Here is a 16,547-nt window from a genome sequence, read left to right as displayed (position 1 = left end):
CCCCCCATCCCAACCTTCCCCCTTTCAGGGGGAAGGAGAAGAGTTCAACCCTCGGCTTCGCGCAATCCGCTCAGCCACAGCGCCAGCAGCGTCCACACCGCGCCCGACAACAGGTACGCACCGGCCGAGATCAGGCCGAAATGCGTCGCCAGCAGCAGCGCCGCGAGCGGCGCGAAGCCGGCGCCGAACAGCCAGGCGAGATCCGAGGTCAGTGCCGAGGCCGTGTAGCGATAGTTGCGCGCGAAGCTCGAGGCGATCGCGCCCGACGACTGGCCGAACGACAGGCCGAGCAGCACGAAGCCGAGCACCATGTACACCGTTTCGCCGAACGCGCCGGCGTCGAGCAGCTGCGGCGCGAAGCCGCTATACACCGCGATCGCGACCGCCGATCCCAGCAGCAGCGGCTTGCGGCCGACACGGTCGGCGATCATGCCGGAGGCGATGATCGCGACGACGCCGACCATGGCGCCGATCATCTCGATGATCAGGAAGCGCACCGGGCTTTCCTTGGTGAACAGGAACACCCAGGACAGCGGAAACACCGTGACCATGTGGAACAGCGCAAAGCTCGCCAGCGGCGCGAAGGCGCCGAGCAGGATGTTGCGGCCCTCCTGCGCGATGGTCTCGCCGACCCGCGCCGGCTCGAGATCGCGGCTTTCGAACAGCTCGGAATATTCATCCGTCGCCACCATGCGCAGCCGCGCGAACAGCGCCACCACGTTGATCGCGAAGGCGACGAAGAACGGATAGCGCCAGCCCCAGTCGAAGAAATCATCCGCCGAGAGGTTGCCGGCGAAGAAGGCGAACAGCGCGCTGGCCACGATCAGCCCGAGCGGCGCGCCGAGCTGCGGCACCATCGCGTACCAGCCGCGGCGATGCGCCGGCGAATTCATCGCCAGCAGCGAGGCAAGGCCGTCCCAGGCGCCGCCCCAGGCGATGCCCTGCAGCACGCGCGCGGCGGCCAACAGCCAGATCGCCGCGACGCCGATCGTGTCGTAGCCGGGCAGAAACGCGAGCGCCACCGTGGCGGTGCCGAGCAGGAACAGCGCGATGACGAGCTTGGCGCCCTTGCCGTGGCGGCGGTCGACCGCCATGAAGATCACGGTGCCGAGCGGCCGCGCGGCGAAGGCCAGCGCAAAGATGCCGAAAGAATAGAGCGTGCCGGTCAGCTCATTGACGAACGGGAACACCAGCTTCGGGAACACGATGACCGAGGCGATCGCATAGACGAAGAAGTCGAAGAATTCCGACGTGCGTCCGATGATGACGCCGATGGCGATTTCGCCGGGTTTCGCCTGCCCGTGACCAGATGCGGTCGGGGTGCCGTGAGCCATTGCTGGGGCTTGTGCCATCGCCGGAGAACCGTCCTTTGGAGCACGATCAAACCGGTTTTCCGAACAGACCGTGCTCAAACAAGAAGTGAGGCCACGGGCAGATTGCCACGCGGTCCACCTCACCTTCTGACCCTCCATCCCGCAGTGCAACATTGGACAAATTGTCCAATGTGAACTTTGCTGCATCGCAGCTACCCCTTGGCGGAACTCATAAAATTCAAGTGGGGTGAGCCGTGCGCGCCTTGAAATTATTGGCCTTATTGCCGTTCGCGGCGCTCCTTGGCGGGTGCGATTTCGTCGTCCTGGCGCCTGCCGGCGACATCGCCGTCCAGCAGCGCGACCTCGTCGTCATCTCGACCGTGCTGATGCTCATCATCGTGCTTCCGGTGATGGCGCTGACCGTGTTCTTCGCCTGGCGCTACCGCCAGTCCAACACCGCGGCCCCCTATGAGCCGGAGTGGGATCACTCCACCCAGCTCGAGCTCGTGATCTGGTCGGCGCCGCTGCTGATCATCATTTGCCTCGGCGCGCTGACCTGGATGGGCACGCATCTGCTCGATCCCTACCGCTCGCTCGGCCGCATCGCCGCCGACAAGCCGATCGAGAGCAAGGACGCCCCGCTCAATGTCGAGGTGGTCGCGCTCGACTGGAAGTGGCTGTTCATCTACCCGGATTACGGCGTCGCCGCCGTCAACGAGCTCGCAGCTCCAGTCGACCGCCCGATCCGCTTCCGCATCACGGCGTCCTCCGTGATGAACTCGTTCTATATCCCCGCGCTCGCCGGCCAGATCTACGCGATGCCCGGCATGGAGACCAAGCTGCACGCGGTCGCCAACAAGGAAGGCACCTATCGCGGCTTCTCGGCCAATTACAGCGGCGCCGGCTTCTCCGGCATGCACTTCGACTTCAAGAGCCTGTCTGGCGCCGATTTCGACAAGTGGATCGCCAGCGCCAAGGCCAGCAGCAACATGCTCGGCCGCACCGACTATCTGCAGCTCGAGCGTCCGAGCCAGAACGATCCGGTCCGGCTCTACCGCTCGGTCGACCGCGATCTCTACAAGGCGGTCCTCAACATGTGCGTCGAGCCCGGCAAGATGTGCATGAGCGAGATGATGGCGATCGACGCCAAGGGCGGCCTCGGCCGCGAAGGCTTCAACAACACGCTGCCGCTGACCTACGACAAATACGCCCGCCGCGGCGCGCCGCTCGGCTCCGAGCCGACCTTCGTCGCCGGCATCTGTTCGATGGACGAGATCAAGGACGCGCCGTCGCACGAGGTCACCGCGCCGCTCGACCTGACGCCGCTGCGCGGCTTCGGGCTGAAGCGCCCGCCGTTCTCGCCCGCGCACCCCTCGTCGACATCCTTGCTGCTCGGTCAGCGTCCGAAATCAGAAGTCCTGAGGAGGACCGCATGAATCCCGATCTCGTCAAGATGATCTTCGGTCGCCTCAATCTGGAGGCGCTGCCGATCCACGAGCCGATCCTGGTCGGCACCTTCGCGGTGGTGGCGACCGGCGGCCTCGCGCTGTTTGCGATCGTCACCTATTTCCGGCTCTGGACCTATCTGTGGCGCGAGTGGTTCACCACCGTGGACCACAAGCGCATCGGCATCATGTACATGATCCTCGGCATCGTGATGCTGCTGCGCGGCTTCGCGGACGCGCTGATGATGCGGCTGCAGCAGGCGATCGCCTTTGGCGGCTCCGACGGTTATCTGCCGGCCCATCATTACGACCAGATCTTCACCGCGCACGGCGTGATCATGATCTTCTTCGTGGCGATGCCGCTGGTCACCGGCCTGATGAACTATGTGGTGCCGCTGCAGATCGGTGCTCGCGACGTCTCCTTCCCGTTCCTCAACAATTTCAGCTTCTGGATGACGGTCGGCGGCGCCGTGCTGGTGATGATGTCGCTGTTCGTCGGCGAATTCGCCCGCACCGGCTGGCTCGCCTACCCGCCGCTGTCGAACATCGGCTACAGTCCCGATGTCGGCGTCGACTATTACATATGGGGACTACAGGTCGCCGGCGTCGGCACGACGCTATCGGGCATCAACCTGATCTGCACCATCGTCAAGCTGCGCGCGCCGGGCATGACGATGATGAAGATGCCGGTGTTCACCTGGACCTCGCTCTGCACCAACGTCCTGATCGTCGCCTCCTTCCCGGTGCTGACGGCGGTGCTGGCGCTGCTGTCGCTCGACCGTTACGTCGGCACCAACTTCTTCACGAACGACTTCGGCGGCAACCCGATGATGTACGTGAACCTGATCTGGATCTGGGGCCACCCCGAGGTCTACATCCTGGTGCTGCCGGCGTTCGGTATCTTCTCCGAGGTGACCGCGACGTTTTCCGGCAAGCGGCTGTTCGGCTACACCTCGATGGTCTACGCCACCGTCGTCATCACCATCCTGTCCTACCTGGTCTGGCTGCACCACTTCTTCACGATGGGCTCCGGCGCCAGCGTGAACTCGTTCTTCGGCATCACCACCATGATCATCTCGATCCCGACGGGCGCGAAGATGTTCAACTGGCTGTTCACGATGTATCGCGGCCGCATCCGCTTCGAACTGCCGATGATGTGGACGGTGGCATTCATGCTGACCTTCGTGATCGGCGGCATGACCGGCGTGCTGCTGGCGGTGCCGCCGGCCGATTTCGTGCTGCATAACAGCCTGTTCCTGATCGCGCATTTCCACAACGTGATCATCGGCGGCGTGCTGTTCGGCCTGTTCGCCGGCATCAACTACTGGTTCCCGAAGGCGTTCGGCTTCAGGCTCGATCCGTTCTGGGGCAAGCTGTCGTTCTGGTTCTGGGTCTCGGGCTTCTACTTCGCCTTCATGCCGCTCTATGTGCTCGGCCTGATGGGCGTGACCCGAAGGCTCCGCGTGTTCGACGATCCCTCCTTGCAGATCTGGTTCATCATCGCGGGCTTCGGCGCGTTCCTGATCCTGCTCGGCATCGTCGCGATGCTGGTGCAGTTCGCGGTCAGCATTCTGCGCCGCGAGCAACTGAAGGACACCACCGGCGATCCCTGGAACGCGCGGACGCTGGAATGGGCGACCTCGTCGCCGCCGCCGGACTACAACTTCGCGTTCACGCCCGTGGTCTACGACAACGACGCCTGGTGGGACATGAAGCGCCGCGGCTACAGGCGCCCGCTGACCGGCTTCAAGCCGATCCACATGCCGTCCAACACCGGCACCGGCATCATCCTCGCCGGCCTCGCGACGGTAATGGGGTTCGGCCTGATCTGGTACATCTGGTGGCTCGCCGCCGTCAGCTTCGTTGCGCTGCTCGCGGTCGCGATCGGCCACACCTTCAACTATCACCGCGACTTCCACATCCCGACGGATGAGGTGGTGCGGACTGAAGACGCGCGAACACGCGTGCTCGCCGCGGGAGCCCAGACATGAGCGTAGCAACAACCGTCTCCACCCAGGACTCCGAGCCGATCTTTCACGTTGTGGACGAGCACGATCATCCGGAAGGCGCCAGCACCATGCTGGGCTTCTGGATCTACCTGATGAGCGATTGCCTCATCTTCGCGATGCTGTTTGCGACCTATGGCGTGCTCGGCGGAAACTATGCCGCTGGCCCAGCGCCGAAGGACCTGTTCGACCTCAAGCTGGTCGCGCTCAACACCACGATGCTGCTGCTCTCCTCGATCACCTATGGCTTCGCCATGCTGACGATGGAGAAATCGAGGATCGGCGCGACCCAAGCCTGGCTCGCCATCACCGGGCTGTTCGGCCTCGCCTTCCTCGGCATCGAGCTCACCGAGTTCGCGCATATGATCCATGAGGGCGCGACGCCCCAGCGCAGCGCCTTCCTGTCATCGTTCTTCACGCTGGTCGGCACCCACGGCCTGCACGTCACCTTCGGCCTCCTCTGGCTGGTGACGCTGATGGTGCAGACCGCGCGCTTCGGCCTCACCGAAGCCAACCGGCGCCGTCTGATGTGCCTCTCGATGTTCTGGCACTTCCTCGACGTGGTCTGGATCGGCGTCTTCACCTTCGTCTATCTCCTGGGAATGCTGCGATGACAAAAGAAGCTCACGCTCTCGAACCCAACGCCGGCGGGCACGGCTACGACGCTCACGGCGGGGCATCCCATGGCTCGCTGCAGAGTTATCTGATCGGCTTCGGTCTCTCCGTCGTCCTCACCGCGGTGCCGTTCTGGCTGGTGATGACCGGCGCGATCGCCGACAAGCAGTTCACCGCATTGATCGTGCTGGTGCTGGCTGCGGTGCAGATCGTCGTGCACATGGTGTACTTCCTGCACATGAACACCCGGTCCGAGAACGGCTGGACCATGATGGCGATGATCTTCACCGTGATCATGGTGGTGATCGGGCTGACAGGCTCGCTGTGGGTCATGCATCATCTCAACGTCAACATGATGCCGATGCACGACATGAGCCAGATGCCGTGACGATGCGGTCTGCCAGGCCCTCGCTTGTGCTGCTCACGCTCGGCATGCTGGGCGTGGTGCTGCTGAGCGCGCTCGGTATCTGGCAAGTCGAGCGCCGGACCTGGAAGCTGGCGTTGATCGAGCGGGTCGAGCAGCGCATGCATGCGGCGCCGGTCGCGCCGCCGCCCCCATCGTCATGGCCGGCGGTCACGGCCGCGAGCGATGAATACTGCCGCGTCACCGTACGCGGCAGGTTCCTCAACGCCGATGAGACGCTGGTGCAGGCCGTCACGGCCGAGGGCCCCGGTTTCTGGGTACTGACCCCGCTGCAAGCCGCTGACGGAACCGCCGTGCTGATCAACCGCGGCTTTGTTCCCGCCGATAAACGCGATCCCGCGACACGGCGCGATGGCGAGCCGCAGGGCGCCGTCAGCGTCACCGGACTGCTGCGGATGTCGGAGCCGAAGGGCGGCTTCCTGCGCAGCAACGACGCTTCGGCCGGCCGCTGGTATTCCCGCGACGTCGCCGCGATCGCCGCCACACACGGATTGTCGCGTGTAGCCCCCTTCTTCATCGACGCCGACGCGACGCCAAATCCGGGCGGCTACCCAATCGGCGGGCTCACGATCGTGCGGTTTCCGAACAACCATCTGATTTACGCGCTGACATGGTTCGCGCTGGCCCTTATGCTGGCGGGCGCACTCCTGCGCGTCATCAGCGGCAGGAGCCGCGCCGGCGCCTCCGATCCAAGGTGGGGCTCACGGCGCGCCGCCGTGCGCCGCCTGATCGGCGCAGCCCGCAATCTGTCTCGCGACACAGGCCCAGATGCTCGAGCGCACATCGGATCTGCATGACGACAAGGCCGCGACCGGCGCGGCGGTGATGCCGTCCGCCGCGGGCGCGGCCGCCGGCATGCCGTTCGATCTCGCCGCCCCCGCCGACATCGCGACCAATCGCAAGAACATGGCCCTCCTGGTCCAGCTGCGCTGGATCGCCGTGATCGGCCAGATCGCCACCATCGGCTTCGTGCAGTTCTGGATGGGCGTCGCGCTGCCGCTGCTGCCCTTGGCGGCCGTGATCTCCGGGCTGGTGGCACTCAATGTCGTCAGCCTGCTGTGGCTGCGCTACCGCGCCGACATCAACAACCGCGAGCTGCTGGTCGCGCTGGCGCTCGACGTCGCGGCGCTGACCGCCCTGCTCTATCTCAGCGGCGGCGCCACCAACCCGTTCACCTCGCTCTATCTGCTGCAGGTGACGCTTGGCGCGGTGCTGCTCGACGCGCCCTCGACCTGGTCGCTGGTGGCGCTGGTCTGCATGAACTTCGCCTGGCTGACCAGCTATTACCGGCCGCTGGAGCTGCCGCAGCAAGGCTTCGCCGATGCCTTCAACCTCTATATCGCCGGCACCTTCATCGGCCTCGTGCTCGACGCCGTGCTGCTCGTGGTGTTCATGACCCGGATCAACCGCAATCTGCGCGATCGCGACCTGCGCCTCGCGGCGCTGCGCCAGCACGCCGCCGAGCAGGATCACATCGTCCGGATCGGCCTCCTGGCCTCCGGCGCCGCGCATGAGCTCGGCACGCCGCTCGCCTCGCTCTCGGTCATCCTCGGCGACTGGCGCCGGATGCCCGCGCTCGCCTCCGACCCTGAAATGTCGCAGGACCTCGGCGAGATGGAGATCTCGGTGCAGCGCTGCAAGTCGATCGTGACGGGCATCCTGCTCTCGGCGGGCGAAGCCCGCGGCGAAGGCTCCTCGCCGACCACGGTCACGGCGTTCCTGACGGCATTGGTGGAGGAATGGCGGACGACGCGGCCGTCGGCCACGCTGTATTTCCGCAACGCCTTCGGCGCTGATCTCGCGATCGTATCCGACATCGCGCTCAAGCAGGCGATCTTCAACGTGCTCGACAACGCCGCCGAGGTGTCGCGCGACTGGATCGAGCTGACCGCCGAGCGCAATGCCGACACGCTGGTGCTGTCGGTGACCGATCGCGGCCCGGGCTTCTCGCGCGAGATGCTGGCGCATATCGGCAAGCCGTATCAATCGACCAAGGGCAGCCCCGGCAGCGGCCTCGGCCTGTTCCTGGTGGTCAACGTGGTGCGCAAGCTGGGCGGCGTGGTGACGGCGCGCAACCGGCCGGACATCGGCGCCGCGGTCAGGCTCGAGCTGCCGCTCTCGACGCTCGCGATCGGAGACCATCTTGACGGATGAACGCCAGCTCCTGATCGTCGAGGACGATGCGGGTTTCGCCCGCACGCTGAAGCGCTCGTTCGAGCGCCGCGGCTATGATGTGGCGGTGTCGGCCTCGCTCGACGAGGTCCGCCAGCTGCTCGAGCAGCAATCGCCCGGCTATGCGGTGGTCGACCTGAAGCTCGCCGGCGGTGCATCGGGCCTTGCCTGCGTCGAGGCGTTGCACACGCATGATCCTGAGATGCTGATCGTCGTGCTGACCGGCTTTGCCAGCATCGCGACGGCGGTCGAGGCGATCAAGCTCGGCGCCTGCCACTATCTGGCCAAGCCGTCGAACACCGACGACATCGAGGCCGCGTTCCTTAAAGCGCAGGGCAATGCCGCCATCGAGGTCGGTGCGCGGCCGACGTCGATCAAGACGCTGGAATGGGAGCGCATCCACCAGACCCTGATGGAGACCGACTTCAACATCTCGGAAGCCGCCCGCCGACTCGGCATGCACCGCCGGACATTGGCGCGCAAGCTCGAGAAGCAGCGGGTGAAGTAGGCGATAGAGGCGGATGACGCCGACGACATCCGCGCATGCGCGCCTGCCTTTTGCTTTGTCACGACATCGCGGCAACATCCGCCGCAGTGTCAATGTACTCCTGAAAGCGGACCGCCTTCCCGTCACGGTACTTGAAAACGTGGGCCCATTCGTTCGTTACAGTCTTGCCTGTTTTCTTTGCGCGCGCCGTGAGTGTACCCAGGACCACGACGGTGTCGCCCTGCTCAATCATCTCACGCGGCGCGAACTCGCTGAATTCCAGATTCTCGTCAACCTGGACGAAGAAGTTTGCAATCTGCTGCTTTCCCTTGAAGGTCCCGGCCCAAGGCAGTTTGTCCTGGGGACCCGGGGTTATCCACGTGCAGTCGTCATCGATCAGATCCCTCATGAGCGTCGGAATGTCACCACGTTGAAAGGCCTCATAACCCTTCCTGGTTGCCTCAACATTGGATGTCATCGAATTTCTCCTCGCTGCAAATTGATGGGGTCAGTTTAATGTCGATCAAATAACGGCAGGGCGGTCAGCATAGCACGCCGCGCTCCGGTTGCCGTCGTCATCCATGAAGCAAGACAAGACGATACTGGTCAGGATCGTTTACGTAGCTTCGAGCGTCATTGCGGCTCGCTTCGCTGCCAGTGTAAAGCGACGGCATGAGTAATGCCGACAAGCTCTTCCAACCCGACCCTGACAATGCCGACCATGCGGCCATGATCGCGGCGGCGATCCGCTGCATCGACGATTTCACCGACCGCTTCAACGCTCGCGATCTCGCCGGCATGGACGCGCTGCTGCACTTCCCGCACGTCATCCTGTCCGGCGAGCAGCTCGTGATCTGGGATGGCCCGGGCCAGCTGCCGCCGTCGTTCTTCAACGATCTGGCGCGCACCACAGGATGGACGAAGAGCACCTATCAGCGCAAGGAGCCGGTGCTGGTCGGGCCGCGCAAGGTGCATCTGCTGGTCGAATACAGCCGCGACCGCGCCGACGGATCGATTGCCAGCCGTCACCGCAATCTATGGATCGTGACCTCCGAGAACCGCCGCTGGGGCATCAAGCAGCGCTCGTATTGAGCACGCGGCGCGGCAGCATCAACGGCGTAGCCGACGGGCTACCGCCGAGCCAGGAAGACCCCCAGCAAGAATGCAACGGCAAGCGATTGAAGCGGAGCCGCCCTGGTCGCTTCACTCAAGTGATGCAGCCACCGATCTTGTTGCGGCAAAGGTTCGAATACGCCGCGCTCAGCCATCTGACGGATCGCCTCTGACGCCTGTTCTATGCGTTGTTCAGGACTGGCAGTTGAAGCAATGGAGTTTTCGTTAGCCATCAGACGAACGGGCCTTCTGTATCAGCACTAACGTCCCTTGATTGCGGACTGTTCCTCGGCTCCTTCACTAAAGCGATGCGCTCAGTCATTCCTGAAGAAATTCGCGAACGGACGCGGCGGGGAGTCATCGTCTTCAGACGCCATGATCGGCACTTCGTGGCGTCGCGCCTGCTCCAAGAGCACCGGAGCTTCGCGGCGTTGCTCGCCTTGTTCGATGCGCCGCTGTTGACGCCTCGCCTGCTCGGTCGCGACGCGCTTCGCCTTGCGTTCGGCGTAGCGCTTACGCCGCTCCTTTCTGCAATGTCAGATTTTCTCGTGTCCACCACGTCCGCCTGCTTCTCGACAGGCGCTTGTACGTCCTTGACCGGCTCCAGTGGCGGCTGCGGCGGTGAGGCTGCGTCTGGCGTGGCGGGCTCTCGTTGGGTGGCAGGCTGCGGTGGCTGCGCGGCTTCTGCCGTGGATGGCAGGATAACGCGCGCTGGTTCCGCAGGCGCTGGCGAAGAGACGCGCGCGGGGGCGCCGGCAGAATCCTTAAGCGCCGAATTCGCCATGAACAGTCCACCACCGAACCCAGCGCCTAGGATAATAAAAGTTGTTCCAACGCCTGCGAAAAAAATGCCTGCCTTTGATGTCATGGTCCGCTCTCCTCATTGGCGAGCGAACGCGCGAAAGTTACCGGCGTTCCGTTTCGGGATAAGTCGGCAACGAGTGCCGCTGGTCCAAGAGTCCAGCGGCGCGGACAGTTTGGAATATCGATCTGCCCGGGCGAAGATCGCGGTCGAGGGGCTGCAACTTGCGGAGAGCCTGCACCCTCACCCGGATTGCATTTGCCATGCAATCCGACCTCTCCCACAAGGGGAGAGGTAAGCGTGCCCCACGGACACGCCGCCAAAGCAAAAAGCCCGGTCTTGCGACCGGGCTTTTGTTTTCAATCCGTCGAACCCTTTCAGGCGGCTTCGTCCTCGACGGCGGTATCGTCGCCATCGGTATCGGCATCCTCGCCGTCGGCGTCGCCCTCGCCTTCACCCTCGGCTTCTGCCTTGGCGCCGCGGCGCGGGCTCTTGGCGAGCTGGCCTTCGATCTCCTTGATCGCCTCGGTCTCGGTCGAGTGCTGCACGACCGCGATCTCGCGCGACAGGCGGTCGAGCGCCGCTTCATAGAGCTGGCGTTCGCTATAGGACTGCTCGGGCTGCGATTCCGAACGATAGAGGTCGCGGACCACCTCGGCGATCGCGACGATGTCGCCCGAGTTGATCTTCGCTTCGTATTCCTGGGCACGGCGCGACCACATGGTGCGCTTGACGCGGGCACGGCCCTTCAGCGTCTCCAGCGCCTTCTTGACCAGCGCCGGCTCCGACAGCTTGCGCATGCCGACATTGGCGACCTTCGCCGTCGGGACGCGCAGCGTCATCTTGTCCTTCATGAAATTGATCACGAACAGCTCGAGCTTGGCGCCCGCGATCTCCTGCTCCTCGATCGCCAGGATCTGGCCGACGCCGTGAGCGGGATAGACCACGAATTCGTTGGCCTTGAAGCCCTGGCGCTGGGTCACGACCTTCTTCGGCTCCTCGACGCGCGGCGCGGCGGCCGGCTTGGCGGTGGCCTTCGGAGCAGCGGCGGGGACGGCAGCCTTCGGGGCGGCCGGCTTCGGCGCAGCAGCCGTCTTGGTCGCGGCAGGCTTGGGGGCGACCTTGGCAGCAGCGGGCTTCGCAGCTGCCGCTTTCGCGGCAGTCTTGGCAGTCTTTTCTGGCATCACGCTTCTTTTGTTCTTTGAGGACTTTGCAGCCGCCGCCTTCTTGGCCCCCTTCACGGACGCCTTGGCACGGCCCTTGGTTGCGCTGCGAGCAACGACAGCGGCTTTTTTCGTCGTCTTTGAAGCACTCTTTTTACGCGTTTTCTGTGACACAGCCTGCGCGCGGAAACTGCCACGCCCCTGTTCGAGTTTGCGGGAACCTCGAAGCCACAAGGTACGCATGGCAGGGGGTTCTTGGCCTGTAATGTGTCAGATATAGCACATTTTCCGCAAAAATCAATGGTTTACGCCCGATTCCGGGCATAACAGGGGCCGTTCAGGTCATATGTCCGTCATTAGGGTTAAATCGGCGGCCGAACGGAGGGCCGCGGCGGAGCAGAGCCCGACCTTACCACGGTATTCCCTGGCGAATCAGTCGCCGCTGCCGGGATTCGGAGAAAAATACTTCTCGAACTTGCCTTCCTTGCCTTCCCACTCCTTGGCGTCTTCCGGCGAGTCCTTCTTCTGGGTGATGTTCGGCCAGCTCTTGGCGTAGTCGCGGTTGACCTCGAGCCACTTTTCCAGGCCCGGCTCGGTATCCGGCTTGATGGCGTCCGCCGGGCATTCCGGCTCGCACACGCCGCAATCGATGCATTCGTCGGGATGGATGACCAGCATGTTCTCGCCCTCGTAGAAGCAATCGACGGGGCAGACCTCAACGCAGTCGGTATATTTGCACTTGATGCAGGCTTCAGTGACGACGTAGGTCATCCAAAACTCCGGAACGATCGATTTTTCTGGGGTTGCGTAGCGCAGGAATACCGGGGCCGCAAGGGAAGCGGCCCTCGAAAAACGCCAGTATTCTCACGCTCCTGCCACCCAAATTGAGATAGCAAGCGCTAGATAACTACTCCTTACCGGCCTGCAAATTGCCGGCCTGCAAATCCTCGTACAGCACCCGCGCCGAACTGGCATCGCCGCGCCGCTCGGCAAAGCCGATCACCTTGAGCACGCGGACGCTGTTGTCGAGCGCGACGGTGACGACATCACCCGCCTTCACCGCATGGCCCGGCGATTTCTCGCGCGCGCCGTTGATCCGGACATGCCCCGATACGACGAGTTCAGCGGCGCTGGTGCGGGCCTTCACCAGGCGCGCATGCCACAGCCATTTGTCGAGGCGCTGTCGATCCAAACTAGACCAAGCGTTAAACCAAGGGTTGGACTATTCCTTCCGGCCTGCAAGCTGCTCTTTCAGGGCAGCGAGCTTGGCGAATGGCGAATTCGGATCGATCGGCCGGTCGCGCTCGCGCGGCGCGCTCGAGGCGTAGGGCCGATGCGACGGGCCGCCCTCGCGCTTGTCGCGGCCGCCCTTGCCGAAATCGCGGCCGCCGCGGTCACGATCGCCGCGCTCGCCCTTGCGGTCGCCGCCAAACTTGTTGTCGCGGCGACGCTCATTGTCGCGATCGCGACCCTTGCCTTCGAAGCGTTCGCGGCGCTGGCCCTTGTCGTCCCTGTTGTCGCGGGCCTGCGCGCCCTCGGCGGGCGCCGCAGCCGGATCCGCGGGCGCGCCTGGACGCGGCGCGCGGAAATCCTGGTGACGGCGCGGACGGCGATGCTGTTCGCGCTTGCTGTCGCCCTCGCCGCCGCCTTCAGCGGCCTGCGCGCCCTCGGCGGGCTTGCCCTGGTGACGGCCGCGGTTGCGATCGTGGCCGCGATGATGCGGACGGCGCTCGTCGGAACGGCCACCGGGACGCCAGACTTCGACCAGCTGCGGCTCGGCCGGCGGCTCCGTGGCGGCGACAGCGGCTTCCGGTACTGCCTCAGCACTCGCGGTCTCCGCGGGGGCCTCTGTGGCGGTCTCGGAGGGTGTCTCTGCAGTGGCTTCCACGGCAGGCGCGGGCTCGGATACCGCTTCCGAAGCGGGCGCCTCAGCAGCGGGCGCTTCGGCGACAGCGGCGGGCTCCGCGGCAACTTCTGCCACGGGCTCGGGCTTGGTCTCGACGACGACCGGCGTCGCCTCGCTGGACACCATCTCGGCAAAGCCGACATCGGGCAGCAGCGCGGCCGACGGTGCGGGATCGCCCGACACCGGCTGATCCGTGGCAGCCTCCGGCGCTTCGGCCACAACCTCGGCAGTGGCACCGACCGGCGCATCCACGACGGCCTCAGAGGTCGCCTCGACCGGCGGCGTCTCGGCCGCGACCGTCTCGGTGGTCTCGGCCACTGTCTCCGTGGTCTCGGCGACGGCCCCCGTGGTCTCGGCGACGGCCTCCGTGGTCTCGGCCGGCGCGGCCTCGACGGGCTTCGGCGGCAGCGGCGGACGGCGGTCCATGCGGTAGCCGAGCGCGCGCAGGATCGAGGCAAAATCCTCGCCTGCGGAGCCGGTCAGCGAGGTCATCGCCTGCGTCACGACAAAGCCGCGGCCGTCGAACGCACCCGCAGGCTTCTCGCCCGGCGAGGTCTCGCGCCAGGCCAAAGCGGGGCGGATCAGGTCGGCGAGCCGCTCCAGGATGTCGACGCGCACCGCGCGCTCGCCGCACTGGCGATAGCCGAGCACGCGATAGGCATCGCGCGGCAACGCCTTGTCGACCGGGAACGAGGTGCGGCCGCTGGAGGCGAGATGCTGCACATTCGACAATGCCGCCATGTCGGCATTGCTCTGCTTCTCGGCCCACAGCAGCGAGGCCAGCGAGCGCGCCGCGGGCTTCAAGAGCTGCGGGAAATAGATGTGGTAGGCGCCGAACCGCACGCCGTATTTGCGCAGGGCCGCGCGCGAGGGCTGGTCGAGATCCTTCATCTCGGCCGCGATCTTCGCCCGTTCGAGCACGCCGAGCGCCTCGACCAGCTGGAAGGCGATGCCGCGGGCGATGCCCTGCAGGTCCTCGGCCTTGGATAGTTCGAACAGCGGCCCGAGCAGTTTTTCGATATGCGTCTTGAGCCAGAGGTCGAGCCGGGTCTGCACCGCTTCGCGCGAGGCGCCGGTCAGCCGCTCGTCGGAAATGATGCGCAGCCGCGGATGCAGCGCGTCCTCGGCGGCCACCAGCTTGGCAACCGCATCGCCGGTCCAGCGGATGGTGCCGTCGGAGGTCAGCACGAACTGCTCGTCGGGGGCGGCGCCCAGTTTCTCGGCGCGCGCATCGATCTCGCGCGCCAGCACCTGCTGGGCGGCGGCTTGCAGCGCCTTGGCGTCGCTGCCGGCCTCGGCCGCATCAGGTGCGAAGGTGAAACCATCGAGCCGGCCGATCACGTGGCCTTCCACGATCACTTCACCGGTCTTGCCAATTTCCGTATTCAAAACTGAGTTCTCCCGCAGGCGGCGCATCAATACACTGGTCCGCCTGTCAACGAAACGCTCCGTGAGCCGTTCATGCAGTGCATCGGATAATTTATTTTCGAGCTCGCGCGTGATCCCCTGCCAGTGGTCCGGGTCGTAGAGCCAGTCCGGCCGGTTGGCAACAAAGGTCCAGGTCCTGATCTGCGCGATCCGGCCCGATAGCGTGTCGATATCGCCGTCGGTCCGGTTGGCCTGGTCGACCTGGGCGGCAAACCATGCGTCAGGGATACGCCCCTTTTGCATCAGGAAGCCATACAGCGTGGTCACGAGTTCGGCATGGGCGGCCGGCGACAGCTTTCGGTAGTCTGGAACCTGGCAGGCCTCCCACAGCCGCTCCACCGCGGCCGCCCCATGCGCGAGATCGCGCACCTCGGCGTCGCGCGCGACATGCTCGAGCACGCGCAGATCCTCGGCCACCGGGGCCCGCGTCAGTGCCTCATGATTGGGCGATAGCGCCAGCGACACCTGCAACGCGCCGAGCGAGGCGAAGTCCAACTTCGCGTTGCGCCATTGCAGCACCTTGACGGCGTCGAAGGTGTGGTTCTGCAGCGCGTTGACGAGCTCCGGCTCGAACGGCGCGCAGCGCCCGGTGGTGCCGAAGGTGCCGTTGCGCGTCGCGCGGCCGGCGCGGCCGGCGATCTGCGCGAATTCGGCCGGCGTCAGGCGGCGGAACTGATAGCCGTCATACTTGCGGTCGGAAGCGAAGGCGACGTGATCGACGTCGAGATTGAGCCCCATGCCGACCGCGTCGGTGGCGACGAGGTAATCGACGTCGCCGTTCTGGAACATCGCGACCTGCGCATTGCGCGTGCGTGGCGAGAGCGAGCCGAGCACCACGGCCGCGCCGCCATGCTGACGGCGGATCAATTCGGCGATTGCGTAGACCTCGTCGGCGGAGAACGCGACGATCGCCGTTCTGCGCGGCTGCCGCGTGATCTTGCGGTCGCCGGCGAATTCGAGCTGCGACAGCCGCGGCCGCGTGATGATCGAGGCACCCGGCAGCAGCCGCTCGATCATCGGCCGCATCGTCGCCGCGCCGAGCAGCAGCGTCTCGTCGCGGCCGCGGCGATTGAGGATGCGATCGGTGAACACATGGCCGCGCTCGAGATCGGCCGCGATCTGGATCTCGTCGACCGCAAGAAAGGACACGTCGAGATCGCGCGGCATCGCTTCCACGGTCGAGACCCAGAAGCGCGGCGCCTTCGGCTTGATCTTCTCCTCGCCCGTGACCAGCGCGACATTGTCGACCCCGGCGCGGTCCGCGATCTTGTTGTAGACCTCGCGCGCGAGCAGCCGCAGCGGCAACCCGATCAGGCCGGACGAATGCGCGAGCATGCGCTCGATGGCCAGATGCGTCTTGCCGGTGTTGGTCGGCCCGAGCACCGCGGTGACGCCTGCACCGGGCACGCGGTCATTTCCGAACGAAGTTGAGAAAACCATATTTTGCAGGTGTTTCTTGAATTGTTGGCGAAACGCTCAATCCGTCATCCTGAGGTGCGAGCGCAGCGAGCCTCGAAGGATGAACGGCCGAGATTTATCCGCGCGTTTTGATCGGACTTTCCTCTAGCGAACGGAGCGGGGCCGTCGCCCTTCGAGACGGCCGCTGCGCGGCCTCCTCAGGGTAACGGGAAAGATGGGCTTCACTCCTGCACGCATCCTTTCGCAAAATCTGT

14 protein-coding genes are annotated in these 16,547 nt (G+C 65.0%); 8 read left to right on the top strand and 6 right to left on the bottom strand.

The features are described from left to right. Nucleotides 1-44 precede the first annotated feature (44 nt). On the bottom strand, nt 45-1,334 hold the full coding sequence (locus ACSKB9_RS26540; protein WP_057015508.1) for an MFS transporter: 1,290 nt from the start codon (nt 1,332-1,334) through the stop codon (nt 45-47). A 233-nt stretch (nt 1,335-1,567) separates the two neighbouring features. Between ACSKB9_RS26540 and cyoA the strand changes: the two genes are divergently transcribed. From cyoA to ACSKB9_RS26505, 7 genes are read left to right on the top strand one after another with little or no spacing between them, the layout of a single operon-like run. Then, complete coding sequence (gene cyoA, locus ACSKB9_RS26535) at nt 1,568-2,749, top strand: ubiquinol oxidase subunit II (protein ID WP_438076781.1); 1,182 nt, start codon at nt 1,568-1,570, stop codon at nt 2,747-2,749. Beyond that, complete coding sequence (gene cyoB, locus ACSKB9_RS26530; RefSeq protein ID WP_225163207.1) at nt 2,746-4,749, top strand: cytochrome o ubiquinol oxidase subunit I; 2,004 nt, start codon at nt 2,746-2,748, stop codon at nt 4,747-4,749. Before cyoA ends, cyoB begins: the two co-directional genes overlap by 4 nt. Continuing rightward, a complete protein-coding gene (cyoC, locus tag ACSKB9_RS26525; RefSeq protein ID WP_438076779.1) occupies nt 4,746-5,378 on the top strand; it encodes a cytochrome o ubiquinol oxidase subunit III in 633 nt (210 codons plus the stop codon). Before cyoB ends, cyoC begins: the two co-directional genes overlap by 4 nt. After that, the gene (gene cyoD, locus ACSKB9_RS26520; RefSeq protein ID WP_438076777.1) at nt 5,375-5,767 is read left to right on the top strand and encodes a cytochrome o ubiquinol oxidase subunit IV; all 393 of its coding nucleotides are present in this window, start codon (nt 5,375-5,377) and stop codon (nt 5,765-5,767) included. Before cyoC ends, cyoD begins: the two co-directional genes overlap by 4 nt. A gap of 2 nt (nt 5,768-5,769) precedes the next feature. Then, the gene (locus ACSKB9_RS26515; protein WP_438080408.1) at nt 5,770-6,600 is read left to right on the top strand and encodes an SURF1 family protein; all 831 of its coding nucleotides are present in this window, start codon (nt 5,770-5,772) and stop codon (nt 6,598-6,600) included. Further along, nucleotides 6,572-7,957, top strand: a complete 1,386-nt coding sequence (locus ACSKB9_RS26510) for an ATP-binding protein (protein ID WP_438076775.1) — start codon at nt 6,572-6,574, stop codon at nt 7,955-7,957. Before ACSKB9_RS26515 ends, ACSKB9_RS26510 begins: the two co-directional genes overlap by 29 nt. Further along, entirely contained in the window at nt 7,947-8,483 is a 537-nt protein-coding gene (locus tag ACSKB9_RS26505) for a response regulator transcription factor (protein WP_057015515.1), read from the top strand. The genes ACSKB9_RS26510 and ACSKB9_RS26505 overlap by 11 nt, the downstream gene beginning before the upstream one ends. A 58-nt stretch (nt 8,484-8,541) precedes the next feature. On the opposite strand, the gene ACSKB9_RS26500 is transcribed toward ACSKB9_RS26505, so the two are convergent. Beyond that, entirely contained in the window at nt 8,542-8,940 is a 399-nt protein-coding gene (locus ACSKB9_RS26500) for a nuclear transport factor 2 family protein (RefSeq protein WP_438076772.1), read from the bottom strand. 194 nt (nt 8,941-9,134) lie between these two features. Between ACSKB9_RS26500 and ACSKB9_RS26495 the strand changes: the two genes are divergently transcribed. Further along, nucleotides 9,135-9,554 (top strand): hypothetical protein, encoded by a 420-nt coding sequence (locus ACSKB9_RS26495; protein WP_057015517.1) that lies wholly within the window; start codon nt 9,135-9,137, stop codon nt 9,552-9,554. Between the two features lie 1,200 nt (nt 9,555-10,754). Here the strand turns inward: ACSKB9_RS26495 and ACSKB9_RS26490 are convergent. The 4 genes from ACSKB9_RS26490 to ACSKB9_RS26475 form a co-directional block, all read right to left on the bottom strand. Continuing rightward, nucleotides 10,755-11,561 carry a CarD family transcriptional regulator gene (locus ACSKB9_RS26490; RefSeq protein WP_438076770.1) on the bottom strand — a complete coding sequence of 269 codons (807 nt, stop codon included), beginning with the start codon at nt 11,559-11,561 and terminating at the stop codon, nt 10,755-10,757. A 411-nt stretch (nt 11,562-11,972) separates the two neighbouring features. Next, the gene (fdxA, locus tag ACSKB9_RS26485) at nt 11,973-12,311 is read right to left on the bottom strand and encodes a ferredoxin FdxA (RefSeq protein WP_016844914.1); all 339 of its coding nucleotides are present in this window, start codon (nt 12,309-12,311) and stop codon (nt 11,973-11,975) included. A 136-nt stretch (nt 12,312-12,447) separates the two neighbouring features. Then, nucleotides 12,448-12,732, bottom strand: a complete 285-nt coding sequence (locus tag ACSKB9_RS26480) for an RNA-binding S4 domain-containing protein (protein ID WP_076824784.1) — start codon at nt 12,730-12,732, stop codon at nt 12,448-12,450. A 30-nt stretch (nt 12,733-12,762) separates the two neighbouring features. Next, nucleotides 12,763-16,314 carry a helicase-related protein gene (locus tag ACSKB9_RS26475; protein WP_438076768.1) on the bottom strand — a complete coding sequence of 1,184 codons (3,552 nt, stop codon included), beginning with the start codon at nt 16,312-16,314 and terminating at the stop codon, nt 12,763-12,765. Nucleotides 16,315-16,547: the final 233 nt, after the last annotated feature.

Origin of the sequence: Bradyrhizobium sp. BR 1433, assembly GCF_051547665.1 — a bacterium.
GTDB classification, from domain to species: Bacteria; Pseudomonadota; Alphaproteobacteria; order Rhizobiales; family Xanthobacteraceae; genus Bradyrhizobium; species Bradyrhizobium australafricanum.
Note: the sequence above shows the minus strand (reverse complement) of the source record. Positions and strands in the feature narration are given on the sequence as shown.